Here is a 23912-nt window from a genome sequence, read left to right as displayed (position 1 = left end):
CGCTTGATCAAAGAACCCCGGCTGAGGTCCACTGGGATCATATGCCGGAAACTTAGTGCCGATGAAGACGCCACCGGTCTTTACAACTTAACCGCTACCAATGGTCCGAAGGATGGGGTCCACCTCATAGACATTCTGGCTTCTGACGCACTGCCGGCTCGGTTTATGAATACCGCGACTCTTCGCTCCGTGAAGCTTACGGGACCAATACCCTGAATACGAATCGCGGTTGGACACAGTTAAACTATGGATTCGGTTTGTCCAAGTTGCGCGACTGGGAGTTCACCATAACTTGAGGACAAGAAACGGCAAAGACGATTGGTAAGAGATGCTGTAAATTATTCCACTCGATGACTACCCCGACAGTCCCGTTCAGAGACCGTTGGCACCGGATAGAATGGTTAGGCCCGACCCATGGTCAGGTCGCTCCGGCGGCAGTCCGGGGTGGCCGGGCTGTTATCAACAGGATCAAGCCGAAGGAAAAGATCATCACTCCACTATGGTGCTCAAGAGGCACCCTGGTCATGCCTCCTAATATATATGCGCCCAACATTATCAGTATGAGTTCGCCCGTCAGGCTTTGATCCAATTTGTCACATCCCTGCAGCGCCTTGTCGGGAATTACAGCCGTTTGTCTCAAAGCCAGCCAAAATGGGACGGCGAGCAAAATTGTTAGTATCGCAACGCCCACGATGCCTTTGGTGGCCAGAACGTGTATTACCTGGTTGTGTAGATGGCGACCTGATGCATGATCATCCGCTATGACTCCGCGATCGACCAAATTTGCCAAAGGCAACTGATATCCAGACTCACCCCAGCCAGTGAACGGTTTTTCAAGAAAAAGTATCAAGCCGCCGTGCCACATGTCGATCCGCGCCGGGAGAGCCACTCCGATCCTCTCTCCGTCTACTACATATGCCGTCGCCGCAACGACGGCGGTGTCAACACGTTGTTTTATCGAAGTGCCAGAGGCTGTATACACCACAATGCCAGCGACCAATGTCGCAACCACGATCAACAGGCGTATCTGCCACCGGCCACACCGGACCAGCTCTTTCGCCAAAAGCCATACTCCTAACCCAGCAAGAGTCAAAAACGCGCCACGTGATCCAGACAACAACGCTGCACCGCCGGCGAGAAGACCGCCCGCTGTGGATATCAACGAAACCCAGTAGTACGCTTTCTCAAATCTCAGGACCTGCACCATCGACAGACAGAATCCTGCATATAAAGCCGCTAGCATCCCAAAACTGTTTATCGGCATAAACCCGTTTACTCGAGATACTCCAACCCAATAGTATTCATACACCGCCAAACTGCCGGCAGCCAGCGCACCAAGACTGATCCCCAGCAACACGCTGACCTCCGACGGAGGACTGTTGTACAAACGAATCAAAACAAAGGCTGCAAGCAAAAATCGCACCGGCCGGTCTAATTCTCGGATTCCCTCACCCCTCACCAGCCCATCGATGCTCCAAAAGAGGGCGTATAAAGCAAACGCACCGACCAAGAGCCAAACTCGCGCGTCTACCTTTTTGATGTCGGGGATGCGTAGAGTTGCCAACGACCCAAGTAGCAGGATGACAGCGCCAACTGAATACCCACTGGGAATAACGAATGCTGCCGAGAAAAAAAGAAAGGCGCCTAAATCCTCCCAACGTAATGAGAGAAGATTTCGTCCTTGGCTCATGATTAGGTGGCGTTGCACGGCTCGGCTAACTCCCGGAGATCAGTGTGTATCGTTTCTGATACAGTAGAAACATTTTTTTTACAGAAAAATTATCCCGCACGTCTTTCGAAGCATTTTTAGAAAGGGCCGTTCGTTTTTTTGGCTCCGATACGAGAAATCGCAGTGCTTCTGCCAGTTTCACTACATCGTTGGGCGGGACCAGTAACCCCGTTGTTTGATGTTGGATGATGTCTGGAATGCCTCCAACCTCGGTCGCGACCACTGGACAGCCTGCAGCCATCGCCTCAAGAAGCACGGATCCAAGACCCTCGTGCCGAGAGGGGAAAGCAAAGACATCAAGACTTGATAGGTGATCTTGAATGTCGTGGACGTAACCAGGCAGATGGACCCAATCACGCCCCCTTGCCATCTTCTCAAGCACAGGGCGATCTCTCCCGTCTCCTAGAAGCAAACAAGTAATTTTGAACCCGTCACTGCGCAGGGCTTCACAGGCCTTAATCAGAAGGGTTTGCCCCTTATGAGAGTCCACCAACGCCCCAGCGTGTCCAACAAGAATAGACTCTGGCCCTTTGGCATAGAGTTGACGAATAGCAGCTGACGCAGCGGGTGACGCTTTCTCGCCGGAATGAACGGATGGGATGCAATGCACATGGCGGTTTGGCACGAAGGACTCAAGCGCCCGACAAGCCGCCGAAGATATACCGACGAGCGCATCGGCATCGCGATACACAGCTTTGGTGAGTAAGCGCGGTTTAGGTGGGTGTTGCATGCGTCGAGTGACCAGGTAAGGCAAACCGAGCGTCTTTTTAAGCCACCACGCCAAGTACACGCCACGCCCCTCATGGGCATGGGCCACGCTCCATTGATCCACGCTCCACGGCCAGAGGGAACAACGGCGCGGCGTTACGACCGTAACGTTATCAAGGATTTTGACGCGTTCAGCGAGCGGGGCGTTGGCATAGCCACAAAGCCCCTGCCGATATCCGGCCGCCGACAGCTCTTTCATCAAAAGCCATGTCTGCTGCTCTCCGCCCCGCCAACCGCGGGCCAGATTAATGTGCAGGACGGCTGGCTTGAACGCCTCGGCGGATTCGTTCATCGGCTATCGGTGGCATCGAGCCATGCCATGTAGACGGCCACCCCACTCGCCACATCCATAAATGGCAACTCAAAACCGACGCGGCGGAGTTTGCTCAAGTCCGCGCAGGTGTAGCTCTGATAGGCATCAAGCAAGTCGTCTGGAAACGGTATGTATTCGATCTCGCCGGTTTGGTAGTGATCAATCACGGCCCGTGCCACGGAATTGAATGGCTCGGCGTTGCCAGTGCCAACGTTGAACACACCGGAAACCGCGGGGTTGTCCATGAACCAGAGCTTGAGGTTGACCACATCATCGACATAGACGAAGTCCCTGACCTGCTCGCCGTTGGCATAGCCGTGACTGCCCTCGAACAGTTTCACTACGCCTTGTTCGAGCAGCTGCTGACGCATATGCCAGGCGATGCTTGCCATCCGGCCTTTGTGCTGCTCCCGAGGCCCATAGACGTTGAAGTAACGAAGGCCCGCGATCTGTGAGCGGACCTGGGGCAAACGGCGTGCAACATACCGATCGAACAGCGCCTTGGAGTAGCCGTAAACATTCAACGGGCGCTCGTCACCAATCCGTTCTTCAAAGTCGGTGCTATCGCCATACACGGCCGCGGAGGAGGCGTAGATAAAGGGAATCTCATACGCGATGGCAATCTCCAGCGTCTCTTTCGAGAACTGGTAGTTATTATCCAGCATGTAACGCCCATCCCACTCGGTGGTATCCGAGCAGGCGCCGAGGTGAAAAATCGCCTCCACGCCGGCATCACCGTTCTCCACCAGCCAGTCCAGGAAATCCTCGCGATCGAGGTAATCGGTGATCCGCGCATCCCGGATGTTGAGGAATTTCTCGCCCTGACTGAGCTCATCCACCACAAGCACATCGTCATAGCCATGGCGATTGAGTGCATGCACCAGGTTGCTGCCGATGAATCCGGCACCGCCGGTGACGATAATCATATGCTCTCCCTTCGTGGGCGCTGATAGCCAAATCGCTCGATCTCAAATCGACATAGCTCGCCAACGAGGCGGTCGGCTCTCGGTGCTGCGTCAAAAAGCTCGGCTACACTCGGTCCCGTCTTGGGCCGAATACCTCTCTTAGCGCTGGTACTTGCAAATATGTCAGCCAAACCCGTTAGCCCCGGCCTTTCGCTTTCCAGCACCTGGAGATCTTGCCCGAGCTGTTCAAACCGCAAAAACCGATCCACCACACACTGTCGCCCAATAAAATACTGTCGCCGATTCCGGATGATGAGCCGCCGGTTATCAAGACACCACCTTTCAAAATCCGGAAGTTCCGCCGCCCCGCGGTTACCCCAATAGTATGATGAAACCATGTAATCCCAGGGGTTTCGAACAACCGACACCTTGAGGTAGCGCTGCCAGATCGCGCGACCAAGATGGCGCCGAGCCCGACGCGCGGCGCAGTGATTGTGAAACTTCAAAAGCGGCTTACCCTTGATAAGGTCACGCAGATCCCGATAGGTCGGTGTCCAAACCAGCTCAATCAGGCTTTTGCGATAATGTTGCGGCCCGGGATACCTCCGACGGGCGCGCTCAATGTCGTCCCCAGACTCATCATCAATCGGCGCGATCACATCGCCATCGCGCGCAAACGCAGATAAGGCGAGCTCAATGGAACTGCCAGCCGTTTTGCGCGACTTGAGAAAGATGATTCCCGGATCGTGCAAAACCATCATTGGTGTGCAGCCGCCTCCCTTCGATATGGGCTTTTCGTGCCCGCCCGCCTACGCGCAAACCGCCGATAGGTCCATTGATACTGCTCGGGTCGCTCGCGGACGACCGCTTCGATGGCGCGGTTCATGGCCGCGGCGGCAATCTGCGGATCATCATTATCCACCGGCTCGATTACCCGCTGCCAGTGCAGCCGGTACCCGGCGCCGTGTTCAAGCCGTTCGGCCCAGCCGATCACCACCGGCGCCTCCGTCCGGGCGGCCAGCTTGCCAAAAAGCGTCATGGTTTTGGCGGGATGACCAAAAAAGGGCACAAAGACCCCTTCGCCGGGCGGTGACTGATCGGGCAACACCCCCACGGCCTCACCGGCTTTCAACGCTTTGAAAAGGGCACGAATACCGGAGGGTTTGGCCGGCCAGAAGGTTGCCCCGCCCCGCGAGCGGCCGCGGTTTAGAAGCGCTTCAAGCTCTTTCCAGCGAGGCGGTCGATAGAGGGCATGCAGCGGCACCCGCTGGGCCAGCCACATCTGCAGCGCTTCCCAGGCGCCGTGGTGCGGGGCGATCACCAGCAGCCCCCGGCCTTCGGCCAGGGCGTCATCGATCACCGCCTCGCCCTCGACCGACTGGATCAACCCCAGCACACGGGGCACGGGCCACTGCCATAGCGCCGCCAGCTCGGTCAGGCCCTTGGCGTTTTCGCGCAGTGATGCCCGGGCCAGCCGGTCGCGGCCCGCCGCCGGCCAGTCCGGAAAACAAAGATCGGCGTTGACCCGCGCCACGCGCCACTCAGGGCGCTTCAGACGAATACTCAGCCATGCCAGTACCCCGCCCAACCGATGGAGCACCGGCAGGGGCAGGATGGATAATGCTTTCAATACCCCGAAAACCCACCGGGCCCGGCCCGTAAGCGGCTGCCGGGCACCCGGGCTGCCGCCCTCGGCAAGATCGGTGTGGGCATCAGCGGCGGGATGATCGCTCATGACCCGGTGACCGCGGGGGGGTGCAGTCATCACTCCCGACGATGATGCTCGGCGATGGCCGGGTCGTTAAGGTCGAAGTCGCGGATGAAGTACTCGGCACCACAGTAGGGGCATTTGCCCTCGCCGGTTTTGTGCACCGGGATATACACCTTGGGGTGGCTGTTCCACAGATACATCCCGGGCATTGGACAGGACAGGGGCAAATCGTCGGCGGTGACCTCGTAGCGATTTTCGCTGTTGGGCTTGATCAAATCCGGGCGATCGTGGGTCTGTGGATCCGGCACGGTGTCCTCCAATCGTTTCTGGCGCTCAAGCCACCGGCGTCAGCCAGTTGTGATGCGCATCCGCGCGGCCTTCGACCAGCGCAAAGAACCGGCTTTGGATATCGGTGGTGATCGGCCCGCGCTTGCCCTCACCAATCACGCGACCGTCCAACTCGCGAATGGGGGTGACCTCTGCCGCCGTCCCGGTGAAAAACGCCTCGTCGCAGACGTAGACCTCATCACGGGTGATCCGACGCTCGCGCACCTCATAACCGGCTTCGCGCGCCATGGTCATCACCGCCTCCCGGGTCACGCCGGCCAGCGCCGAGTGCAGCTCGGGGGTGTGAATGACGCCGTCGCGGATAAGAAAGAAGTTCTCGCCCGAGCCTTCGGCCACGAAGCCCTCGGGGTCCAGCAATAGCGCCTCGTCGTAACCACAGGCGACCGCCTCCTGCAGGGCCATCATCGAGTTGATGTACTGCCCATTGGCCTTGGCCCGGCACATGGCGATGTTCACGTGATGCCGGGTGAACGACGAGGTGCGAACCCGAATGCCGCGCGCCATGTTCTCCTCACCCATGTACGACCCCCAGCTCCAGGCCGCCACGATAAGGTGGGTCTGCAGGTTGTCGGCCCGAAGACCCATGCTCTCGGCGCCATAAAAAGCCATGGGCCGGATGTAGCCACTCTCGAGGTTGTTCTCCCGGACCGCCGCCAGACAGGCATCGATGACCTCCTGGTGGCTCCAGGGCAGGGTCATGCCCAGGATCTTGGCCGAGTCGAAAAGCCGCCGGACATGCTCGGGCAACCGGAAAATCGCCGGGCCCTGTTCGGTCTTGTAAGCGCGTATCCCCTCGAATACGCCCATTCCGTAGTGCAGGGTGTGGGTGAGCACATGCACCTGGGCATCGCGCCAGGGCACCAGCTCTCCGTCCATCCAGATCACACCGTCGCGATCGGCCATGCTCATGCGCGGCTCTCCTCAGCGTTTTGATGGGCCGTCGTTTCCATTACCGCGCTCCAGACCGCGGCGACCGCGTCCCGCGTCTCGGCAGCGGTGTCCGCCGCCACCCTGGCGGGCTGTTCCTGCAGCGTAAGCCGGTGCACCAGCCCGCGGTATCGCCGATAGGCATCCGCCAGCACTTGCGCCTGCTCGCTGGTGTACTCGCCCGAGCGTTCCAGTTCATCCAGCAGGCGAATATTGTCCGTATAGCGCAGCAGACCGGGGTATTCACAGGCCCCGGCCAGCACACCGTATTGAACCATGAATTCAATATCCGCGATACCGCCGCGGTCCTGCTTGAGATCGACCTGGTTGTCGCGCCCGCTGCCCAGCTCACGACGCATGCGCTCGCGCATCCGCCGCACCTCGTCGCGCAGCTCGGCTCGATCGCGGCCGCGGGTCAGGACCTCGCGCCGGACCTGCGCAAATCCGCCTCGCAACGCCTCGCTGCCCACCACCATCCGCGCCCGCACCAGCGCCTGATGCTCCCAGGTCCAGGCCCGTTCGCGCTGGTAGTCGGCGAACGCCGATACGCTCACGGTCAGCAATCCGGACTGGCCACTGGGCCGCAGCCGGGTGTCCACTTCGTAGAGGATGCCGCCGGGGGTCGGGGTGTTTAGGATATGGATGATGCGCTGGGCGAGTCGGGCAAAGAACACCGCCGGCTCCACCGGTTTGTCGCCAGTGGTCACGCTGCCCGCCGGCACCGGGTCGTGCAAAAAGACCACATCCAGATCCGAGCCATAACCAAGCTCCAGTGACCCCAGCTTGCCGTAGGCGACAATCCCGAAGTCCGCCACCTCGCCGTCGGCTCGAAGGGGCTCGCCATAACGGCCGGTCACCTGTCGCCAGGCAAGGCCCTGGACGCGCTCAAGCACCACCTCGGCGATGTCGGTGAGATAGTCGCTGACAAGCATCACCGGAATGGCCCCGGCCAGGTCCGCCGCTGCCACCCGCAGGACCTGGGTCTGTTTGAACTGGCGCAGGATTTCCATTTGCTGCTCCAGATCATCCGCATCGGCGCAGGCCATCCGCGCATCCAGTTCGGCCCCCAACGCTGCCCGGCCCAGCGGGGCATAGAGGCTTCGCGGGTCGAGCAGCTCATCCAGCAACATGGGATGCAGCGACAGAAACCGGGCAATCCACGGACTGCCGCCCACCAGGCGGACCAACTGCGAGACCGCCATGGGATGTTCGTTGAGCAAGGCCAGATAAGCGGTGCGCCGGACGATGCCATCCAGCAGTGTCACCACCCGCTCGAGCACCGCATCCGGGCGCTCCGAGCCAGCCACCGCCGCCAGCAACATGGGCATGAGCCGATCCAGCCGGCCCCGGCCCTGCTCCGAAAGCGCCCGCACCCGGCTGCCCTCACGGAATTGTTCGATCAGCCGGGCCGCGGCCTGCGGCTTATCAAACCCCGACTCGGCCAATACCGCCTGGGTGTTGTCCACATCCAGCACTCCGTACCAGAGGTCGGCCAGATCGGGCTCGTCGGTGGCCTCGGCCTCATCATCCTGCTGCGGGGCGACGAACACCTGATCGAAATGCCCCTGCACCCGCCGCCGCCAACCATCCAGGGTTTCTCTCAGGGCCGCCCAGTCCGGCTCATCCATGGCCAGCATCAACCGGGCCTGGTCCACCGGCTCGCCCGGCAGGTCGTGGGCCTGGCGATCGTGCATGGCCTGAATACGGTTTTCGATGGCGCGCAGATAGCGGTAGGCGTCGGTGAGCTCGGCCTGGGCATGGGCGGGCAGCAGATCCTGTTCGGCCAGATACGCCAGCACCGGCTGCAGGCTTCGCTCGCGCAAATTGGGGTCCTGTCCGCCGCGGATCAGCTGAAAGGCCTGGGCAATGAACTCGACCTCGCGGATGCCCCCACGGCCGAGCTTGACGTTATCCGCCAGGCGGCGACGCCGAACCTCGCGGGCGATCATGGCCTTCATGCTCCGCAACGACTCCAGCGCCCCGTAGTCCAGGTACTTGCGATAGACAAAGGGGGCGAGGGTCTGCAGCAACGCCTCGCCCTCGTCTCGATCGCCGGCCACCACCCGGGCTTTGATCAGCGCATAACGCTCCCACTCCCGGCCCTGCTCTAAAAAGTAAAGCTCCATGGCCGGGACACTCATGGCAAGCGGGCCGCTGTCGCCATAGGGGCGCAGCCGCATGTCAACGCGAAAACACTGCCCATCGGCCGTCTGCTGATCGAGCGCGGCGATCAGCGACCGGCCGAGGCGGATGAAGAACTGCTCATTGGGCTTGGGGTTATCGGCGTCGGTGTAACCGGGCTCGGGGTAGGCGAAGATCAAATCGATATCGGATGAGAAATTCAGCTCCCTGCCGCCAAGCTTGCCCATACCGAGCACGATCATGCGCTCGGCCTGGCCGGCGCTGTCGCGGGGCGTACCCATTTGTGCGCAGAGGTCTCGATAGAGCCACTCCAGTGCCTCGTCGATCAGCCCGTCGGCCAGATCGGAGAGATCACGCAGCACCTCGTCCAGCCCGGCGCGACGGCTTAAATCCCGCCAGGCGATGCGCAGCATCTCCCGCGAGCGAAAGCGGCGCAGGGCGCGGTGCAGATCGGCCTCGGCGTCGATACCCGCGAGCATGGCCTTCAGGCGTTCGCGGTATTCGCCGGGGGCATAGGTTCGGGTGAGGTCGCCGGTCTCGGCCAACGATCGCAACACGGCCGGATCGCGAATGCAGACCCGCGAGGCGAATTCGCTCATTGCCCAGACCCGCGGCAACTCGGCGAGCAGCGCCTCGTCGTCCGGCCATTCGGCGTCATCGGCCAGCCGCTCAACGGCGACGGTCACCGGCGTGCGCAGCACCTCTGGCAGATCGTCAAGCGCCGTGCGAAGCGGCGTGGGGGTTTTGTCGATATCCATACCGGCAGCTTAGCGATGGCATGCGGCGGTCACAAACAAAAAAGCCCCGCCGAAGCGGGGCTTTCAATGGCATGCCGGCCTGGTTCACAGGCCGGGGGTTGCCGGGGGCTGATTACATCATGCCGCCCATGCCACCCATGCCGTCCATGCCGCCCATGCCGGCGCCGCCGCCGTCATCCTTTTCTTCCGGATGCTCGGCGACCATGCACTCGGTGGTGATCATCAGACCCGAGACCGAAGCGGCGTTCTGCAGCGCCGTGCGGGTGACCTTGGTCGGATCGAGGATACCCATCTCGACCATGTCGCCGTACTCCTCGGACTGGGCGTTGTAGCCGTAGTTGCCTTCGCCGGCCTCGACCTTGTTGACGACCACCGAGGCGTCTTCACCGCAGTTGAAGACGATCTGGCGCAGGGGCTCTTCGAGGGCCCGGCGGACGATGTTCACGCCCATGGTCTGGTCGTGGTTATCACCGCTCACGCCCTCAAGGCCCTTGAGCGTGCGCAGCAGCGCCACACCACCGCCCGGGACGATGCCCTCCTCGACGGCGGCCCGGGTGGCGTGCAGGGCGTCCTCGACCCGTGCCTTTTTCTCCTTCATCTCGATCTCGGAGCCGGCACCGACCTTGATCACCGCGACACCGCCGGCGAGCTTGGCCACCCGCTCCTGCAGCTTCTCGCGATCGTAGTCGCTGGTAGACTCTTCGATCTGGGTGCGGATCTGATCGACCCGCGACTTGATGGCATCGGCACTGCCGCCGCCATTGACCACGGTGGTCTCTTCTTTGGTGACGTTGACCTTCTTGGCCGAACCCAGATCATCCAGGGTGGCCTTCTCGAGGGTCAGACCGACTTCCTCGGAAATCACGGTGCCACCGGTGAGAATGGCGATATCCTCGAGCATGGCCTTGCGGCGATCGCCGAAACCGGGCGCCTTGACCGCGGCGACCTTGACGATCCCGCGCATGCTGTTGACCACTAGGGTGGCCAGTGCCTCGCCCTCGATGTCCTCGGCGACGATCAGCAGCGGCCGGCTGGACTTGGCCACGTTCTCCAGCAGCGGCAGCAGATCACGAATGTTCGAGATCTTCTTGTCGCAGAGCAGGATGTAGGGGTCTTCCAGCTCGGCGGCCATGCTCTGCTGGTTGTTGATGAAATACGGGCTCAGATAGCCGCGGTCGAACTGCATGCCCTCGACCACGTCGAGCTCGTTCTCCAGGCCGCTGCCTTCCTCGACGGTAATGACACCCTCTTTGCCGACCTTTTTCATGGCATCGGCGATGATCTCGCCAATGGCCTTGTCGGAGTTGGCCGAGATGCTGCCCACCTGGGCGATGGCGGTGTCGGTCTCGCAGGGCTTGGAGAGGTTGTGCAGCTCCTCGACGGCCGAGGTGACGGCCTTGTCGATGCCGCGCTTGAGATCCATCGGGTTCATGCCGGCGGCGACCGCCTTCATGCCCTCGCGCAGGATGCCCTGGGCAAGCACGGTGGCGGTGGTGGTGCCGTCACCCGCGGCATCGGAAGTCTGCGAAGCCACTTCCTTGACCATCTGGGCGCCCATGTTCTCGAGCTTGTCCTTGAGCTCGATTTCCTTGGCGACCGAAACACCGTCCTTGGTGACGGTGGGGGCACCGAAGGACTTCTCCAGCACCACGTTGCGGCCGCGCGGGCCCAGGGTCACCTTGACCGCGTTGGCCAGGGTGTTAACGCCCGCGACCATGCGGTGCCGGGCTTCATCACCGAAGCGTACGTCTTTGGCTGCCATTGTCTTGATTCCTCTCGATTCCGTTTGCTGTGGCGTTATTCGGTGGCGGGAAGACCGTTCAGCCTTCGATGACCGCCATGATGTCGTCCTCGCGCATGACCAGGACCTCTTCCTCTCCGACCTTGACTTCGGTGCCGGAGAACTTGCCAAAGAGGACCTTGTCGCCAACGTTGACGTCGAGGGCGCGAACCTCGCCGTTGTCCAGGCGCTTGCCGTTGCCGACCGCCACTACCTCGCCGCGGATCGGCTTCTCGGTAGCGGTGTCAGGGATGACGATGCCACCCGGCGTGGTGCGCTCTTCTTCCATGCGCTTGACGACGACTCGATCGTGTAGCGGGCGAAGATTCATCTTCCATATCTCCCTTGAACATTGTGTTGTGAAACCCGGCGGGCTTTGTTAGCACTCGCCGTGGGTGAGTGCTAATGATAGTGACGAAACCATCGTCGTCAATACCCGGTCTAGCAATGGCGACGCCGGTGCTAGAATTCAACCAGTCCAGGACAGCCACTTGGAGTTTGCATGACCCAGGCCATCGTGACGCTCACCACCTGCCCCAACCGCAACGTCGCCGATGCCATTGCCGAGGCGCTGGTCGAGCGCCACCACGCCGCCTGCGTCAACATCATCCCGGGGCTGACATCCGTCTACCGCTGGGATGGCGCCATCCAGAAGGACGAGGAATGGCTGCTGGTGGCCAAAACCACCGAGCCGGCCTACCCCGGCCTCGAGGCCTGCGTGCTGGACCTCCACCCGGATGAGCTGCCCGAGATCGTGGCACTGCCGGCCACCGGCGGGCTGTCCGGCTACCTGCGATGGGTTGCCCAGGAAACGGAATCCGCACAATGAACCGACACCTCCGCCGGCTTGCCCGATTCATCGGCCTCGGGCTGGTCTGCCTGAGTGGCATCGCCACCGCACAGCAGGGCCTCTCCGGGCTTTTTGATAGCGACAATGGCGACGTCCTGCCGGTCGAGCAGGCCTTCGCGTTTGAACTGATCACCGATGATGCCGGCGGGGCGCGCCTTAAGATCACCATCGCCGAGGGTTATTACCTCTACCAGCAAAGCCTTGCCGCCGGGCTGTCGACACCGGATGGCGCCAACCCGGACGACGGCGGCATCATCGAAGCCTTCCCCGGGGCCCGGATCAAGCAGGACGAGTTCTTCGGCCGGCAACCGGTCTATACCCGGCCCATCACCCTGCCGCTCGACGCCACCGCCGAGCAGATCACCGCCGACGGTCTGGTGGTGGCCTTCCAGGGCTGTGCCGAGGCCGGGGTCTGCTACCCGCCGTATCAGGCTAGCTTTACGGCCCCCGGGCAATCACCGGGCTACGCCATCAATCCCACCGCGCCGGCCATTGGCAAGATGGATAAGGCCAACGCCTCGGCGCCCGGTGCCGGCGGTGCAGCCGGATCATCCGCGGCACCATCCGCGGCATCGGCGGGGCCGAGCGCCGGCGGCGAGGCCGGCCGGTTGCAGCAGCTGCTGGCCGAGGCCAGTCTGCCGGCGGTGCTGGGCGGGTTTTTTGCCGCGGGCCTGCTGCTGGCGTTCACCGCCTGTCTCTACCCCATGATCCCCATCCTCTCGGGGCTGATCGCCGGTGATCCGCATCGCAGCGGCAGCCTGCGGGCGCTCGGGTTGTCACTGATCTACGTCGAATCCACCGCGATCACCTACGCCATCGCCGGCGTTGCCGCCGGGCTCACCGGGGCCGCCATTCAGGCCGACCTGCAGTCCCCGTGGGTGCTGGGCGCCTTTGCCGCGGTCTTCGTGCTGCTGGCGCTGGGTATGTTCGGGGTCTATGAATTCCGCATGCCCGCAGCCATCCAGACCCGGTTGACCCAGCTGTCCAATCGCCAGCGCGGCGGCACCGCCCTAGGGGTGGCGATCATGGGGGTGCTCTCGACCCTGATTGTCGGGGCGTGCTCGGGACCGGCGTTGGTGGCGGCGCTGGTTTTCATTGGCAGTACCGGCGATGCCTGGCTGGGCGGCCTTGCGCTTTTCACCCTGGCCAACGGCATGGGACTGCCGCTTTTGCTCATCGGCACCGCCGCCGGGCGCTGGCTGCCACGCAGCGGGCCATGGATGAATGCCGTCCGGGCGGTGTTTGGTGTGGGCTTTCTGGCCGTGGCGCTGTGGATGCTCGAGCGCTTCATCCCGGGTCCGGCGGCGCTGGCGCTCTGGGGTGTATTGCTGGTGGGCTGCGGTGTGTGGCTGGGGGCGCTGACCCGCCCCGAGCCACCGGTTGGCGGGCCCACCCGGCTGGCCCGGACACTGGGGATCGCGCTGCTGATCTGGGGGGCGGCGAGCCTGGTGGGTGCTGCCGGAGGTGGACGGGATGTGCTCCAACCGCTTGCCGGGCTCAGCGTCAATGGCAGCGCACCCACCGCTCAGAAACTGAGCTTTCGGGATATCGACAGCGTCGACGGGCTGCAGACAGCCCTTGCCGATGCGCGCGCGGCGACGCGCCCGGTGATGATCGATATCTATGCCGATTGGTGCATTTATTGCGTCCAGCTCGAAGAACGCACCTTCACCGACCCGGCGGTGCGGGAGGCCGTCGCCGAGGCGATGCTGCTGCGCGCCGATGTCACCGACATGACCCCGGCGCACCGGGCGTTGATGCGCGAACTCGATGTTTATCTGCCCCCGGCGATCATCTTCTACGATGCCGATGGCCGCGAGGCCCGGGAAGAGCGGGTGGTCGGCTTTCTGCCGCCGGCGGATTTCATCCCGAGGGCGCGCCGGGGACTGCGCGGGGGTGATGCATGAGCGCGGGTGTGAGAACCGCGGTCACCGTGCTGCTTGCCGCCCTCATCGGTGCCGCCGCCGGCATCACCGCCGTGGTCTGGCTGCAGACCCCGCCCGATGACCCGCCGCAGCGACCCGATTTCACCCTGCCGGTCCTCGATGGCGGCGAGCGCAGCATCGATGAGTGGGATGGCAAGATCATCGTGCTCAATTTCTGGGCGACCTGGTGTGCCCCCTGTCGACGCGAAATCCCGCTTTTCTCGCAACTCAACGCCGCCTATCGCGACCAGGGGGTGCGTTTTCTGGGGGTGGCCATCGACGACCCCGAACCGATTCGGGGGTTTCTCGACCAGGTCCGCATGGGCTATCCGACCTTCCATGGCATGGAATCGGCCCTGGATGTGGCCGCCGCCTATGGCAATCAGCGCGGGACCCTGCCCTATACGGTGATCATCGATCGGGACGGGCGCATCATTGAGCGCTTCAGCGGCGAGTTGCACGAGCCTGATCTGCGCCCCATTCTTGACGATCTGACCGGCTGATAGCGTCGATCTGCGCCGAAAAGGGCGGCATTGTCGCTATCCATGGACAAAACCTGCGGGCTGGGCCAAAATCCGTCAAACGGTTGAACGGAGCCCCTCTCTATGTCGCGCATTCTGGTGATGCACGGCCCTAATCTGGACCTGCTGGGCCAACGCGAGCCAGATGTCTATGGGCGGACGGATCTGGAGACCATCAACCGGCAACTCAACCGGCAGGCCGACGCCGCCGGCGTGGTACTGGAGTGTTTTCAAAGCAACGCCGAACACACCCTCGTGGAGCGCGTCCATCAGGCGAGCCGCGACGGCGTCGATGCGATCATCATCAACCCGGCGGCGTTTACCCACACCAGCGTCGCCCTGCGGGATGCGCTCACCGGGGTCGGCATCCCCTTTATCGAGGTTCACCTCTCCAACATCCATGCCCGCGAGGCCTTTCGACGGCATTCGTATTTCTCGGATGCCGCCCGGGGGGTCATCGCCGGGCTCGGGCCCAAAGGCTACGAACTCGCCCTTGAGGCCCTGATCGACAACACCCAACGGGACTGACCAGACCATGGACATTCGCAAGATCAAGCGCCTGATCGAGCTGCTCGAGGAATCCGGCGTCAACGAGATTGAAATCCACGAAGGCGAAGAGAGCGTGCGCATCAACCGCGGCGGCACTCAGGTGGCCGTGGCTCAGGCACCGGCCCCGGCCCAGGCCCCGGCCGCAGCACCGGCGCCGGCACCCACGGCCGGCGAGCCGGCGAGTCCTGCCGGCGACAGCGGTGGCGAGGACATCGGCGGTCACACCATTCGCTCGCCCATGGTGGGCACGTTCTACCGGGCGCCGTCACCGGAGGCCGAGCCGTTTGTCGAGGAAGGCCAGAGTGTCAGCGCCGGTGAGACGCTATGCATCATCGAGGCGATGAAAATGCTCAACCAGATCGAGGCCGACCGCAGCGGTGTCGTCCGGCGAATCCTCCTGGATAACGGCCAGCCGGTGGAGTTTGATCAGCCGCTTTTTGTCATCGAGTAAGGGCCGACCATGATTGACAAGGTTCTCATCGCCAACCGCGGCGAAATCGCCCTACGGATCCTGCGCGCCTGCCGGGCACTGGGCATCGGCACGGTGGCGGTGCACTCCACCGCCGACCGCGACCTCAAGCATGTCCGCCTGGCCGATGAGTCGGTCTGCATCGGCGGTGCCAGCTCGGCCGAGAGCTATCTCAACATCCCGGCCATCATCGCCGCCGCCGAGCTCACCGATGCCGTGGCCATTCATCCCGGTTATGGCTTCCTCTCCGAGAATGCCGATTTTGCCGAGCGGGTCGAGCAGTCGGGTTTTCGCTTTATCGGCCCGCGCGCCGAGACCATCCGCCTGATGGGCGACAAGGTCTCGGCCATCGATGCCATGAAGGCAGCCGGCGTGCCCTGCGTGCCGGGGTCCGGTGGGCCGCTGGGCGAGGACGATGCCACCAACCTGTCGCTGGCCCGCGAGATCGGTTACCCGGTCATCATCAAGGCCGCCGCCGGCGGTGGGGGACGCGGGATGCGGGTGGTGCACAGCGAGGCCACCCTGCTGCACGCCATCTCCGTGACCCGGGCCGAGGCGGCCAATGCCTTTGGCAGCGACATCGTCTACATGGAGAAGTACCTGGATAACCCACGCCATGTCGAAATCCAGGTCATGGCCGACGAGACCGGCAACGCCATCCATCTGGGCGAGCGCGATTGTTCGATGCAGCGGCGCCATCAAAAGGTCATCGAAGAAAGCCCCGCGCCGGGCATCACCGAGGCCGAGCGCAGCGCCATCGGCGAGCGCTGCGCCGAGGCCTGCCGCCGCATCGGCTATCGGGGCGCCGGCACCTTTGAATTCCTCTACCAAGATGGTGAGTTCTATTTCATCGAGATGAACACCCGCATCCAGGTCGAGCATCCGGTCACCGAAATGGTCACCGGCCGCGACCTGGTGGCCGAACAGATCCGCGTGGCCGGCGGTGAGCCGCTGGGCTTTGCCCAGCACGATATCCAGATCCACGGCCATGCCATCGAGTGCCGGATCAATGCCGAGGATCCCGAGCGGTTCATGCCCTCACCGGGGCCCATCAACCTCTACCACCCGCCCGGCGGACCGGGTGTGCGGGTCGACTCCCATGTCTACAGCGGCTATGTGGTGCCGCCGCATTACGACTCGATGATTGGCAAGATCATCACCTGGGGCGAGACGCGCGAGACGGCCATGGCACGGATGCGAACCGCGCTCAGCGAACTGGTGGTCGAAGGCATCCAGACCAATACCGCGCTGCATCAGGATCTATTGATGGATCGCGGCTTTGAAGAGGGCGGCACCAACATCCATTATCTGGAAAAGCGCCTGGGGATGAGCTAACGCCCCTTCCCCCGGCACGGCCGGTTCAGCCCAACAGCAACCGCAGCCCCACCGCCACCAGGAAAAGCGCAAAGGCGCGCCGCAGCCAGGTCGCGGGCAGGTGGCTGGCCAGCCGGGCCCCCAATGGCGCCATGAAAACGCTCGATACCGTAATCCCCGCCACCGCCGGCCAATAGATATAACCCGTACTCCAGGCCGGCAGCTGCTCATCCCCGGTGCCGGCGAGGATAAACCCCAGGGTCCCGGCGATGGCGATGCAAACCCCCGCCGCCGCGGATGTCCCCACCGCCTGACGCATGGCCACCCCGGTCCAGGCCAGAAAGGGCACCACCAGGGTGCCGCCGCCGATCCCCACCAGACTCGAGATGGTCCCGATGACAGCGCCCACCCCGGCGACAATCGCCGGCGCCGGGACGCCATGGCTCGAGCGGGGCTGGCCAAAGAAAAGGAGCTGCACCGCCATGGCCAGCAAAAAGACGCCGAAAACGAGCCTCAACACATCCCCAGGCAGCGCGGCGGCGATCTGTGCACCGGCCAGCGCACCGGCCACCAGCCCACCGGCCAGCCACGGCAGCGCCTGCATGACGATGTTCCCCAACCGCCAATGGGCGCGGGCCGAAGACAGGCCGGTGACCACGATGGTGGCAAGCGAGCTGCCCACCGCCAGATGCATGGCGACATCCGCGCTCATGCCCTGGGCGGCGAAGATAATCAAAAGCACCGGCACGACAATGACTCCACCGCCAATGCCGAAAAGCCCCGAGGCCAGGCCCACCGTCATGCCGGCGGCCAGATAGCTGATAACCAACCCCAAAGGTTGCTCCCCCATCGGATAAGGGCCCGGATTATGCCAGATTCCCGCTTTGCCCCCCGGCACTGCGACCACCGCCCGGGATGCTCTACAATGTCGACGAGATTCGTTACCCAAAGGGAGCGCGGCAGTCATGCGCATCCGCAGCGTTTGCATTCTCGGCGGCACCGGTTTTATCGGACGGCAAATCGCCAACCGCCTCGCCAATCAGCCCATCCACATCAAGGTGCTCACCCGCCACCGCGAACGCAATCGGCATCTTCTGCCCATCCCCAATCTCGAGCTGGTCGAGGCCGACATCCACAACGCCGAGGCCCTGACCCGGGAGCTGGCGGGCATGGATGCGGTGATCAACCTGGTGGCCATCCTCAACGAGGGCAAAAAACCCGGCCGGCGCTTCGAGGATGTCCATGTCCACCTGGTCGAGCGACTGATCACCGCCTGCCGGGAGGCCGGCGTCAAGCGGCTGCTGCACATGAGCTCGCTGGGCGCCAGTGTCGACGGGCCAAGCCGTTATCAACAGACCAAGGGCGAGGGCGAGCGCATCGCGCTGGCCGCCCACGGCGACGACTTCGCCGTGACGACGTTCCAGCCTTCGGTGGTGTTCGGCCCGGCCGACAGCTTTCTCAATACCTTTGCCGGGATGCTGCGCCTGGCGCCGGTTCTGCCCCTGCCCACGCCGGATGCCCGGTTCCAGCCGGTCTACGTCGATGATGTGGCCGCCGCCTTCGAAGCCAGCCTTTCGAATCGCACGCTTTTTGGCCGCACCCTCGAACTGGGGGGACCGAGCACCTACCGGCTGATCGAGCTGGTGCGCTATGTGGCCGGGCTGCTCGAGTTAAAACGCGCCATCATCCCGCTGCCGGATGGCCTGTCCCGGCTTCAGGGACGGGTGATGCAGCACCTGCCGGGCCAGCCCTATACCTACGACAACTACCTCTCGACCCGGGTGGATAACGTCTGCACCGACAATGCCTTGCCCCAACTGGGCATTCACCCGACGGCGCTCGAGGCCGTGGCACCCGGCTATCTTGGGGGCAAGACCACTCGCTATCGCTACGACGAATGGCGTCGGGACGCCGGCCGCCACGGGTGAGCAGCACCGAGCCCAAGATCTTTGAGGTCGGCGGCGCCGTTCGCGACCGCCTGCTGGGGCTGGCGGTCCACGAGCGGGACTGGGTGGTGGTCGGTGCAACGCCCGAGTCCATGACCGAGCAGGGCTTTCGGCCCGTGGGCAAGGACTTCCCGGTATTCCTCCACCCGGAAAGCGGCGAGGAATACGCCCTGGCGCGCACCGAACGCAAGATCGCTCCGGGCTATCACGGCTTTACCTTTCATGCGAGCCCGACGATCACCCTCGAGCAAGACCTGCGCCGCCGCGATCTCACCATCAACGCCATGGCCCGTGACGAGGCCGGGCATCTCATCGACCCGTTCAACGGCCAGGCGGATCTGGACAAACGACTGCTGCGCCATGTCTCTGATGCCTTTCGCGAAGACCCGGTGCGCATCCTGCGCCTGGCCCGGTTTGCCGCCCGATTTGCACCGCTGGGCTTTCGGGTGGCGGATGACACCATGGCCCTGTGTCGGGACATGGTCGACAGCGGCGAGGTGGACGCCCTGGTCGGCGAGCGGGTCTGGCAAGAGCTCGCCAAGGCCCTGATGGCGCCGGCGCCCGAGGTGTTCATTCGCGTGTTGCGCCGCTGTGGGGCGCTGGCGGTGCTGCTGCCCGAAGTGGACCGGCTTTTCGGCATCCCCCAGCCGCCGCGGCATCACCCCGAAATCGACAGTGGCGAGCATGTCCTCATGGCATTGCAGCAGGCCGCGCGGCTCGAGGCCGACTTGCCGGTGCGCTTTGCCGTTCTGGTCCATGACCTTGGCAAAGGCATCACACCCAAAGCCGAACTGCCTCGCCACCGCGGCCACGAGGCCCGCGGGGTGCCGCTGGTCAAGGCGCTGTGTGAACGCCTGCCGATCCCCACGGCCTGCCGCGATCTGGCGATGGGAGTCACCCGGTATCATCTGCAGTGCCACAAGATCCGCGAGCTGCGTCCCGAGACCTTGCTGCGGCTGATCACCGGGCTGGATGCCCTGCGCCGGCCCGAGCGGCTGAGTGACTTCACCCTCGCCTGCGAGGCGGATTACCGCGGCCGGCTGGGACTCGAAGATCGCCCCTATCCCCAGGCCGCCTATCTGGCAGAAGCCCTGCGCCGCTGTCAGGCCATCGACGCAACCCCCTTTGTCAACGACGGCCTGCGTGGCGCTGAAATCGGCAATGCCATGGAAAGGGCCCGACTCGATGCGCTGGCGGATCTGCGCGCCGACCCGGACACGGCCGGCTAACGCATCCCCCGGATGGCCACCGGGTCAGGCGCCGGCGCCCCAGAACAGCCACAGCAACACCCCGCCGAGCAACAGCCGGTAGATGACAAAAGGCAGCATGCCGATCCGCTCGATGAGCGCCAAAAAGGCGCGGATGCAGACATATGCCGACACACCGGCCACGCCCGTGCCCAACACAAAAAGCGGCCAGTCGACGGCGCCATGGTTGCCAAGCAGCTGTAGCCCCTTCCAGCCGCCGGCCAGGGCGATGGCCGGGATGGAGAGCAAAAAGGAAAATCGGGCCGCCGCCGCCGGCGCCAACCCCAGCCATAGCCCGGCGGTCATGGTGATCCCCGAGCGCGAGGTACCCGGGATGATCGCCAGCACCTGGGCCGCCCCGATGATCAGCGCCGCCCCCAGCCCGATGCTGTGCTCATCCCGGTGATGCCGACCCCGTCGGGCCGCCCACCCAAGCAGCAGCCCAAACCCGATGGTGGCCCAGGCGATGACCAATGGCCCGCGCAGAACCGTCTCGGCCGCATCCGCGAGGATCAATGCCCCCGCCACCAGCGGCAGGGTAGCGATGACAATCGCCCACCCCAGCGGGCTCTCGCCAACCGGGCGTCGCCGCACCAGGGACTTGAGGGTATCCACAAACAATGGCCGAAGCCGGTCGCGGAAATGCCACAGCACCGCCAGCAGGGTGCCCACATGCACCGCCACATCAAACGCAAGCCCCTGGTCCGGCCAACCCAGAAGCCGTGGCAGAAGGATCAGGTGGGCCGAGCTTGAGATCGGCAGAAACTCCGTCACCCCCTGGATCAGGCCCAGCCAGATCGCCTGCAGCGTATCCACTCAGCGGCTCCTCAACCGGTAGATGCCCACCCCGCGGGCCACTCCCCTGGGCGTGGCCGCCGGCATGGCCTCGAAACCGCGCCGGTACCTGGGGGTGAGACGCTCCAGTACCGGGCCCGTTGTCAGCAACGACCAGGGCTCGGCTTGATCCGACAGCCGGGCGGCGATGTTGACGGTCTCGCCAATGGCGGTATAGATCCGCCGCTCCTCCGACCCCAGACTGCTCAAGACCACCTCCCCTGTGTGAAGCCCCGCCCCCAGCGGCAATGGGCGCTGCTCCGGCCATGCCGTCGCATCCGCGGCCACATCGATAATGGCCGACGCACAACGACAGGCCCGACCCGTCATGCCCACCCCTTCGAAAACCGCCATGGCCCCATCGCCTGCAAAATAATCCAGGTAACCGCCATGCCGGGCAATCAAGCGACTCTGCTGCCCGGCCACCGCGTCGACAGTCTGCTGGAGCACCTCCAGGTCGATGGTACGCGAGAGCTCGGTATAACCACGAATATCGGTAAAGAGGATACACACCTGCGCACGGCGTGGCCGGGCTAGATGGTAATGGCCGTCCGGCCGGTCGAGCAGTGCCCGCACCGGCGGCGATAGATAGGCGGAATACCAGGGTGGGTCGTTATCCGCCGGTTCGTCCCTGACCGTACGGCGTCGCGTCCGTCGCGACCGCATGCCTTGCCTCCCTTGCCTGCGTCATGACGTCCCCGGGAGACACGTTCTAAATTAAAACTTTTATACTGACAACCGAGCTCGATGATCCGCAAAGCCAAAGCCGGACGGGATGTGATCCATGCCACGGCCGAGCCCGAGCACCTTGAATCGCTCGCCCAGCTCATCGGGAAAGAGCAGCGGCTTGGCCTGCTGGGCTAACTCTGCCGCCCGCTGCGGGTCGCCGCCCGCGCGACGCTCGATGAGCGCCGGCAGCCCGGCACCGGCAAGGAAATTGCCCTGGGTGGAAAACCCCAGCAGCGTCAGCCCGGCCGCACGGCCGGCTGCCGCCGCCGCGGTAAAATCCACCGACGCGGTAATATCCTGCAGCCCCGGCCAGAAAAACGGGTCATCGTGGGCGCGATGGCGATAGTGGCAGAGCAGTGTCCCGGCGCCGCGCTGGGGGTGGTAGTACTCACGGCGCGGGTACCCGTAGTCGATCAAAAACGCCGCCCCCGCCGCGAGGATGGACGAAAGCTCGGCCACCCAGGGCGCAAGCCCCGGACACCACTCCGAGCGGTATCCAGCGGGCAGCCGATCACCGATATGCTGCTCGATGTCGGCCACCGCCGATGCCAGGGCCGCGTCGGCCGCCCGGGTGCGCCAGCAAAGCGCCCCGGCATCATCATGCCCCACCCCCAACATCTGCACCCCGCTGTCGGTGCGCTCGAAACAGCGCACCGGCATGGCATCCATCACCTCATTGGCAAGGATCACGCCATGAATGGGCGCCGACGGCAGCCGATCAAGCCACTCGATGCGGCTTTGCAGATGCGCTGGCAGTGTTTTGACGGTCTCGGCCTGACGGGCTCTAAGATCGGCGCTCACCTCGAGGATCCAGTACTGGCGAGGGACGGCGCCGGCCTCGTCCAGCGCGATGAGCATATCCGCGGCCATCCGGCCGGTGCCGGCGCCAAACTCCAGGACAACCCCGTCATCGACCCGACCCAGCACCTCGGCCACCTCGCCGGCGAGGGTGTGCGCAAAAAGATCGCTCATCAGCGGCGCGGTGGTAAAATCCCCCTCGGCGCCAAAGCGCTGCTGCCCGGCGCTGTAATAGCCAAGCCCCGGGGCGTAGAGGGCAAGCGCCATGTATTCGGCAAAATCCAGTACCCCGCCGGCCATGGCAATGGCCGCATCGATGCGTTTGCGTAGTGCCCGGGAGTGGGCGGCGGCCTGCTCATCCGGCGCCGGCAGGGCCTCACCGTCGTCCCGATGCATGTCAGCCGGCCGCTTCGCTCGACAGATCGAGGTCGATCGGCTTCCACCCACCGACATCCTCGAATTCGGCCCACAGATCGGCGTAACGTCGGCCCTCAACGGGGTGGCGTTCATCCGGCGCCAGATCCGCCAGCGGTTTGAGGACAAAGGCGTATTTAAGGATTTCGTCCCGGGGCAGCAGCGGCACATTATCGCGAATGGCATTGCCCAGGGTGAGCAGGTCGATATCAAGGGTTCGGGCGCTGAATCGCTGGCTGCCCCGCTGGCGGCCACGCTCGGTTTCGATCTCGCGACAGGCCGCGGCAAGCTGCTCGGCGCTGTCATCGGTATCCAGCCCGACCACCAGGTTGTAGAAGTCATCGCCTTCAAACCCCACCGGCCGGGTCTGGTAGACCGGTGAGATCAAAAGCGCGCCATAGCGTTGCCGCAGGGCGGCGACACCGGCCCGCACGTTGGCAGCCGGGTCGATGTTGCTGCCGATACTCAGATAAGCGCGGTTCATGCGTCCTCGGTTTGGCTGCGGATAATGGTCACGCCCACCGACCGGGCGGCCGGCAATGCACCGGGTTTGCGCAGGGTCAGGGTGACGGTCTTAATGCGCCGGTCGGTCAATGCAGCCTGCGCCAGCTGCTCGGCGAGCGCCTCGATCAACTGCCACTCGGCGGCCTCGGCCAGCTGGGTGAGGCGGGCGCTCAGCTCGGCATAATCCACCGCATCCTCGATGGCATCCGACTGCCCGGCGGCGGACGTATCCACTGTCAGCGCCAGGTCGAGCTGCAGGCGCTGACGGATGGCGCGCTCCCAGGCGTGTACCCCGATGACCGAGCGCAGGTTGAGGCCTTCAATCAAAACCGTATCCATGGGGTTGCGAGCATTCCACGTCGGCCGCCCAAGCACAACCGCGGCCACCCGGCGATGGCGCCGGCTTGACCGGCTCATCCCCAGCGGGTGGA

At 63.8% G+C, this 23912-nt stretch carries 24 protein-coding genes; 8 read left to right on the top strand and 16 right to left on the bottom strand.

The genetic code is table 11. The annotated features are described in order from the left end of the window. Positions 1–418: 418 nt before the first annotated feature. The 10 genes from V6X73_RS07920 to groES all read right to left on the bottom strand — a co-directional run bounded on the left by V6X73_RS07920 (position 419) and on the right by groES (position 11712). A complete protein-coding gene (locus V6X73_RS07920; protein ID WP_367959014.1) occupies positions 419–1690 on the bottom strand; it encodes an O-antigen ligase family protein in 1272 nt (423 codons plus the stop codon). 25 nt (positions 1691–1715) lie between these two features. Next, a complete protein-coding gene (locus V6X73_RS07915; protein ID WP_367959015.1) occupies positions 1716–2789 on the bottom strand; it encodes a glycosyltransferase family 4 protein in 1074 nt (357 codons plus the stop codon). Continuing rightward, positions 2786–3736: an ADP-glyceromanno-heptose 6-epimerase gene (rfaD, locus tag V6X73_RS07910; RefSeq protein WP_367959016.1), complete on the bottom strand. Its 951-nt coding sequence runs from the start codon at positions 3734–3736 to the stop codon at positions 2786–2788. Before rfaD ends, V6X73_RS07915 begins: the two co-directional genes overlap by 4 nt. Continuing rightward, positions 3733–4476, bottom strand: coding sequence for a hypothetical protein (locus V6X73_RS07905; protein ID WP_367959017.1), 744 nt, complete (start codon positions 4474–4476; stop codon positions 3733–3735). Before V6X73_RS07905 ends, rfaD begins: the two co-directional genes overlap by 4 nt. Next, the gene (locus tag V6X73_RS07900; protein ID WP_367959018.1) at positions 4473–5450 is read right to left on the bottom strand and encodes a lysophospholipid acyltransferase family protein; all 978 of its coding nucleotides are present in this window, start codon (positions 5448–5450) and stop codon (positions 4473–4475) included. Before V6X73_RS07900 ends, V6X73_RS07905 begins: the two co-directional genes overlap by 4 nt. 29 nt (positions 5451–5479) lie before the next feature. Next, the gene (locus V6X73_RS07895; protein ID WP_367959019.1) at positions 5480–5734 is read right to left on the bottom strand and encodes a zinc-finger domain-containing protein; all 255 of its coding nucleotides are present in this window, start codon (positions 5732–5734) and stop codon (positions 5480–5482) included. Between the two features lie 25 nt (positions 5735–5759). After that, entirely contained in the window at positions 5760–6683 is a 924-nt protein-coding gene (locus V6X73_RS07890; protein WP_367959020.1) for a branched-chain amino acid transaminase, read from the bottom strand. Continuing rightward, entirely contained in the window at positions 6680–9601 is a 2922-nt protein-coding gene (gene glnE / locus V6X73_RS07885; protein ID WP_367959021.1) for a bifunctional [glutamate--ammonia ligase]-adenylyl-L-tyrosine phosphorylase/[glutamate--ammonia-ligase] adenylyltransferase, read from the bottom strand. The genes V6X73_RS07890 and glnE overlap by 4 nt, the downstream gene beginning before the upstream one ends. A 112-nt stretch (positions 9602–9713) precedes the next feature. Beyond that, positions 9714–11363: a chaperonin GroEL gene (gene groL / locus V6X73_RS07880; RefSeq protein WP_367959022.1), complete on the bottom strand. Its 1650-nt coding sequence runs from the start codon at positions 11361–11363 to the stop codon at positions 9714–9716. A 58-nt stretch (positions 11364–11421) separates the two neighbouring features. Next, positions 11422–11712: a co-chaperone GroES gene (groES, locus tag V6X73_RS07875; protein ID WP_367959023.1), complete on the bottom strand. Its 291-nt coding sequence runs from the start codon at positions 11710–11712 to the stop codon at positions 11422–11424. A 171-nt stretch (positions 11713–11883) separates the two neighbouring features. Here groES and cutA point away from each other — a divergent pair, with 171 nt between their 5' ends. From cutA to accC, 6 genes are all read left to right on the top strand, one after another. Then, the gene (cutA, locus tag V6X73_RS07870; RefSeq protein WP_367959024.1) at positions 11884–12210 is read left to right on the top strand and encodes a divalent-cation tolerance protein CutA; all 327 of its coding nucleotides are present in this window, start codon (positions 11884–11886) and stop codon (positions 12208–12210) included. Next, positions 12207–14138: a protein-disulfide reductase DsbD gene (dsbD, locus tag V6X73_RS07865; protein WP_367991092.1), complete on the top strand. Its 1932-nt coding sequence runs from the start codon at positions 12207–12209 to the stop codon at positions 14136–14138. The genes cutA and dsbD overlap by 4 nt, the downstream gene beginning before the upstream one ends. Continuing rightward, a complete protein-coding gene (locus V6X73_RS07860) occupies positions 14135–14659 on the top strand; it encodes a TlpA family protein disulfide reductase (RefSeq protein ID WP_367959027.1) in 525 nt (174 codons plus the stop codon). Before dsbD ends, V6X73_RS07860 begins: the two co-directional genes overlap by 4 nt. 102 nt (positions 14660–14761) lie before the next feature. After that, on the top strand, positions 14762–15205 hold the full coding sequence (aroQ, locus tag V6X73_RS07855) for a type II 3-dehydroquinate dehydratase (protein ID WP_367959028.1): 444 nt from the start codon (positions 14762–14764) through the stop codon (positions 15203–15205). A gap of 7 nt (positions 15206–15212) precedes the next feature. Continuing rightward, positions 15213–15677, top strand: coding sequence for an acetyl-CoA carboxylase biotin carboxyl carrier protein (accB, locus tag V6X73_RS07850; protein WP_367959029.1), 465 nt, complete (start codon positions 15213–15215; stop codon positions 15675–15677). A gap of 9 nt (positions 15678–15686) precedes the next feature. Next, positions 15687–17030, top strand: a complete 1344-nt coding sequence (accC, locus tag V6X73_RS07845; RefSeq protein WP_367959030.1) for an acetyl-CoA carboxylase biotin carboxylase subunit — start codon at positions 15687–15689, stop codon at positions 17028–17030. Positions 17031–17055: 25 nt separating this feature from the next. On the opposite strand, the gene V6X73_RS07840 is transcribed toward accC, so the two are convergent. Then, on the bottom strand, positions 17056–17844 hold the full coding sequence (locus V6X73_RS07840; protein ID WP_367959031.1) for a sulfite exporter TauE/SafE family protein: 789 nt from the start codon (positions 17842–17844) through the stop codon (positions 17056–17058). A gap of 130 nt (positions 17845–17974) precedes the next feature. Between V6X73_RS07840 and V6X73_RS07835 the strand changes: the two genes are divergently transcribed. Together V6X73_RS07835 and V6X73_RS07830 are read left to right on the top strand one after the other, a co-directional pair. Beyond that, positions 17975–18937 (top strand): complex I NDUFA9 subunit family protein, encoded by a 963-nt coding sequence (locus tag V6X73_RS07835; protein ID WP_367959033.1) that lies wholly within the window; start codon positions 17975–17977, stop codon positions 18935–18937. Further along, entirely contained in the window at positions 18934–20184 is a 1251-nt protein-coding gene (locus V6X73_RS07830; RefSeq protein ID WP_367973023.1) for a multifunctional CCA addition/repair protein, read from the top strand. Before V6X73_RS07835 ends, V6X73_RS07830 begins: the two co-directional genes overlap by 4 nt. A 24-nt stretch (positions 20185–20208) precedes the next feature. Here V6X73_RS07830 and V6X73_RS07825 read toward each other — a convergent pair whose 3' ends face one another. Genes V6X73_RS07825 through folB form a run of 5 tightly spaced genes read right to left on the bottom strand, consistent with a single transcriptional unit; the run spans position 20209 to position 23820 of the window. Continuing rightward, entirely contained in the window at positions 20209–21018 is an 810-nt protein-coding gene (locus V6X73_RS07825; protein ID WP_367959036.1) for an undecaprenyl-diphosphate phosphatase, read from the bottom strand. Continuing rightward, entirely contained in the window at positions 21019–21702 is a 684-nt protein-coding gene (locus V6X73_RS07820) for an adenylate/guanylate cyclase domain-containing protein (RefSeq protein ID WP_367959038.1), read from the bottom strand. It abuts the gene before it with no gap. Positions 21703–21762: 60 nt separating this feature from the next. Beyond that, on the bottom strand, positions 21763–22959 hold the full coding sequence (locus V6X73_RS07815; protein ID WP_367959039.1) for a class I SAM-dependent methyltransferase: 1197 nt from the start codon (positions 22957–22959) through the stop codon (positions 21763–21765). 1 nt (position 22960) lies between these two features. After that, entirely contained in the window at positions 22961–23461 is a 501-nt protein-coding gene (folK, locus tag V6X73_RS07810; protein WP_367959040.1) for a 2-amino-4-hydroxy-6-hydroxymethyldihydropteridine diphosphokinase, read from the bottom strand. Next, complete coding sequence (gene folB / locus V6X73_RS07805) at positions 23458–23820, bottom strand: dihydroneopterin aldolase (protein ID WP_367959041.1); 363 nt, start codon at positions 23818–23820, stop codon at positions 23458–23460. The genes folK and folB overlap by 4 nt, the downstream gene beginning before the upstream one ends. Positions 23821–23912 lie beyond the last annotated feature (92 nt).

This window comes from Spiribacter pallidus (genome assembly GCF_040838495.1).
Classification (GTDB): domain Bacteria; phylum Pseudomonadota; class Gammaproteobacteria; order Nitrococcales; family Nitrococcaceae; genus Spiribacter; species Spiribacter pallidus.
This window is presented reverse-complemented; position numbering and strand designations above follow the sequence as displayed.